Below are 3,305 nucleotides of genomic sequence, written 5' to 3' on the forward strand. Positions count from 1 at the left end.
ATGGAGGGGCGGGGGATGGGGATGGAGGGCTCGGGTGCGGGCGTCGCCTGGGGCGTCAGTGCTCCTTCGGGTGTCGGCAGGGGTCGGCGCGTCTCATCGCGTGTCCTCGGCTCGTCACGTCTCCTCTGGCTCGCCATGTCCCTCGGCTCACCACGTCCCCCCGGAAGCGGCAGTAGGGCGGTGACCGTCCTTCGCCGTCACCGCCGGGACGTACCGCGAGATGACGGAAGCCAGCTCGGGCAGCAGCAGCTCCGCGTGGGTACGGACGAAGAAGTGCCCGCCCGGCAGCGTCCGCAGTTCGCTGCCCCGGCCGGCGTGATCGCGCCACGCGGCCACCGCGGAAACGGGCACCAGGCGGTCGTCCGCCCCGGCGAACAGATGCAGCGGGACGGACAGCGGTTCGACGTCCTCCGGTTCCGTCCAGCCTGAGCAGAGCCACAGGTCGTCGTGGACGAGCGGCATGTAGGCGGCGCGGAACCGCGGCCGCCGCGCCAGTTCCCACGGGATGCCTCCGAGTTCGGCCAGGGCTCGGGCGAGCGTCTCGTCGTCGGCGCCCGGGTCCAGGATCCGGTTCGGCCGCACGTGCGGGGCCCGGTGCGAACTGAGCACCAAGGCGCGCGGCAGCGCGGCGCCCCGCCGCTGCCGGGCCAGCGTCAACGCGTGAGCGACCAGCGCGCCCATGCTGTGCCCGTACAGCACGTGCGGTCGGGACAGTGCCTCGTCGAGTTGCTCGTCCAGCTCGGCTACGAGGTCGTCGAGCCGGGTGAACCGCGGTTCGTGTGCCCGGCCCTCCCGGCCGGGCAGGTGGACGGGCAGGACGCGTACCCCGACGCCCTGGGCGTCCAGGTGCTCCTGCCAGCGGTCGTAAGCGGAAGCGCCGCCTCCGGCGCAGGGCAGGCAGAAGAGGTCCAGTGCCGTCGGCGATGGCTCGCCCATCGGCGGTGTCAGGTATGGCGTCATGCCGGAGGTACCTTCCGAACCGCGTATCAGGCCGGTTGCCGTGTGGGGAACGCGTGGTCGTAGGGCGAGGGCCCTTCATCAAGCGGGAAGATGCGGTGGACGCTGCCGACGTCCGGCCCGGTACCCGCCCTCGCCGCCGGGGCGTGCCCGGGTACCGGCTCTTCGCGATGCCCGCATAGGTCGGCGTCGGCTCCCTGCCGGCTGACACGCACCCGTGCGCCCCCTCTCCCCGTTGCCGAAAGTACGGTCGCGCCCGGCCAAGCCCCTTGCGGACCGCCGATGCTCGCCCGGCCTGCGCTGCTCCCGAGATGCCCTACGGCGGCGGAGAGTTGCTCTCCGCGTTACGTCCACACACCGCATTTCGTCTGTGATTGAAAAACACGCACCCCACCCGAACAACCGTCTCTGCAGGAGGCCCGTGAATCTTGGCTTGATCGTGTCCCCGATAAGCCCCAAACCTGCCGTGATCAGACTTGATTGGCGAGCCACGGAGCTCGCTTCACCTACAGGAGGTGGTGTGTTCCATGCGTCGGTCGCTCAATGACTGACTCGGCAGTACCAGTTGCCGCTTGCATGCCAACGCCCCACGCGACCCACTGTCCACGGCGCACGGCAGCGAGAATGTCCGAATGAGACAACACAAGGGGAGCGCGGAGTCGGACGTAGCCCGGACCGGTGCAAGCACTGTGCAGGCCCCTGCCCCAGGGCCGGCCCGCGCGGAAGACGGCCTCTGGGCGTCCGTCCCCCGGCCCGCTCCGGATCCGGCGCGGCTGGCCCGGGCGTGGCGCGACGGACTGGCCGACAACGCCGCGGCGCCGGCCGCATTGTTGCGGCGCTTCCTCGACCGGGTTCCGGCAGGTGACCGATGCCCCGCCACCGCCACCACCGCCCCCGAGTTCCCCCGTGCCCTGGTCCACCGAGAGCTGCCCGAGGAGGTAGTCGACGCTTGGATCGAGCACCCCGACTGGCGGGTCAGAAGGCTGCTCGGCGACCGCTGGCGGCTCACGCCGGAGCAGTGGGCCCGGCTGCTCACGGATCCGGAACCGCGACGCAGGTGGTATTTCCTCGCCTCCGCCGTCTGGCACAACGTGCGCCTGGACGAGGGAACCCTGGCCCGGATGACCGGCGACCCGAGCCCGCAGATCCGCGCGGAGCTCACCCGCGCCCGCACACTGCCGGCCGTCACGGCGACCGCCCTGGTCGCCGACCCCGAACCCGGCATACGGTCCGCCGCCCTGCCCCACGCCTGGGAACATCTGGGCAAAGCGGCCCGCGCGGCCCTAAGGGACGACCCGGATCCGGTGGTACGGGCACAGGCCGCGCTCCTGCACCACAGGACCGTCCCCCTCACGCCGTCCGCCTACGCCGGGCTGCCGATGGAGCACCGCCACGAGGCCGCCGAGCACTGCAGACTGGACCGCGCACTCGCCGAGCAGTTGACGCGCGACCCCGACGACAGGCTCCGCGCTCGCGTCGCGTCGAACCCTTCTCTCGACCCCGACCTCGTCGCCGTCCTGGCACGTGACCCGGCCGCGCGGTGGCAGGTGTCGATCCGGCCGGAACTCACCGAGCGGGAACGTTCACGCATACCGGTCGACGTCGGCCCTAACGACCGCCATTACCCGCTGGACTGGGTGCTGGCCCTCCAGAACGACCCCGATGCCATCCGTCGCTGCGCCACCTCCGCCCACCCGCTGCTGCGCCGCAGTGCCGCCTGCTCCGCATCGCTCCCCCAAGACGTGGCCGATCTGCTCGCCCGTGACGAGGACCCGGTCGTACGGCTTCAGTTGGCCGAGCACTGCGCCCAGGCGCCGGCCGAAGTGCTGCTGGAAACGCTCCGCACCTGGAACGGCTACTCCGTCGTCCACATACCGCACCACCCCAACTTCCCCCGGCGGAATCTGCTCCGGTACCTCGACGACGCGTCCCCCGCCCTGCGGGCGCTCGCCCTCGACGATCCCGGTGCCACGGCGGAGACGGCCGAGCGGCTGAGTCGGGACGAGGAGGCGTGGGTCCGCCACCGGGCGCTACGAGACCCTCGCCTGTCCCCGGCGTCCGTGACCCGCCTCGTGGACGACCCGGACGCCCACGTCAGGGACTCCGCGCTGGCCGACCCACGGCTGCCGGTCCCCGTCCTGATCGAGCGTCTGCACCGGCCTGAGACGGCGAACTCCGCCGCCACCAACCCGGTGATCCCTGAGGCGGTGATGCACCGGCTGCTCGACGGCCCCTCAGGGGCAGGGGAGAACCCCTAAGGGGCTGCGCGAAACCCGTAGGGGAGACCGTAGGGGAGACCCGGGGGGTAGGAACGACGCTCGGGGGAGGTCGGGACGACCCTCGGGGGG

At 71.9% G+C, this 3,305-nt stretch carries 2 protein-coding genes; one reads left to right on the forward strand and one right to left on the reverse strand.

Translation table 11 applies throughout. From position 1 onward, the window contains the following. Positions 1–147: 147 nt before the first annotated feature. Positions 148–960, reverse strand: coding sequence for a thioesterase II family protein (locus ACSNOK_RS31955; RefSeq protein ID WP_436784286.1), 813 nt, complete (start codon positions 958–960; stop codon positions 148–150). 686 nt (positions 961–1,646) lie between these two features. Here ACSNOK_RS31955 and ACSNOK_RS31960 point away from each other — a divergent pair. After that, positions 1,647–3,215, forward strand: coding sequence for a PE-PGRS family protein (locus ACSNOK_RS31960; protein ID WP_436784287.1), 1,569 nt, complete (start codon positions 1,647–1,649; stop codon positions 3,213–3,215). The last annotated feature ends 90 nt before the right edge of the window (positions 3,216–3,305 follow it).

The sequence above is a fragment of the Streptomyces sp. URMC 126 genome (assembly GCF_051386555.1).
GTDB lineage: Bacteria > Actinomycetota > Actinomycetes > Streptomycetales > Streptomycetaceae > Streptomyces.

Bases quoted from the DNA above. Each gene is read 5' to 3' on its own strand.
- ACSNOK_RS31955 (WP_436784286.1), bottom strand. From the start codon at position 960: ATGACGCCATACCTGACACCGCCGATGGGCGAGCCATCGCCGACGGCA.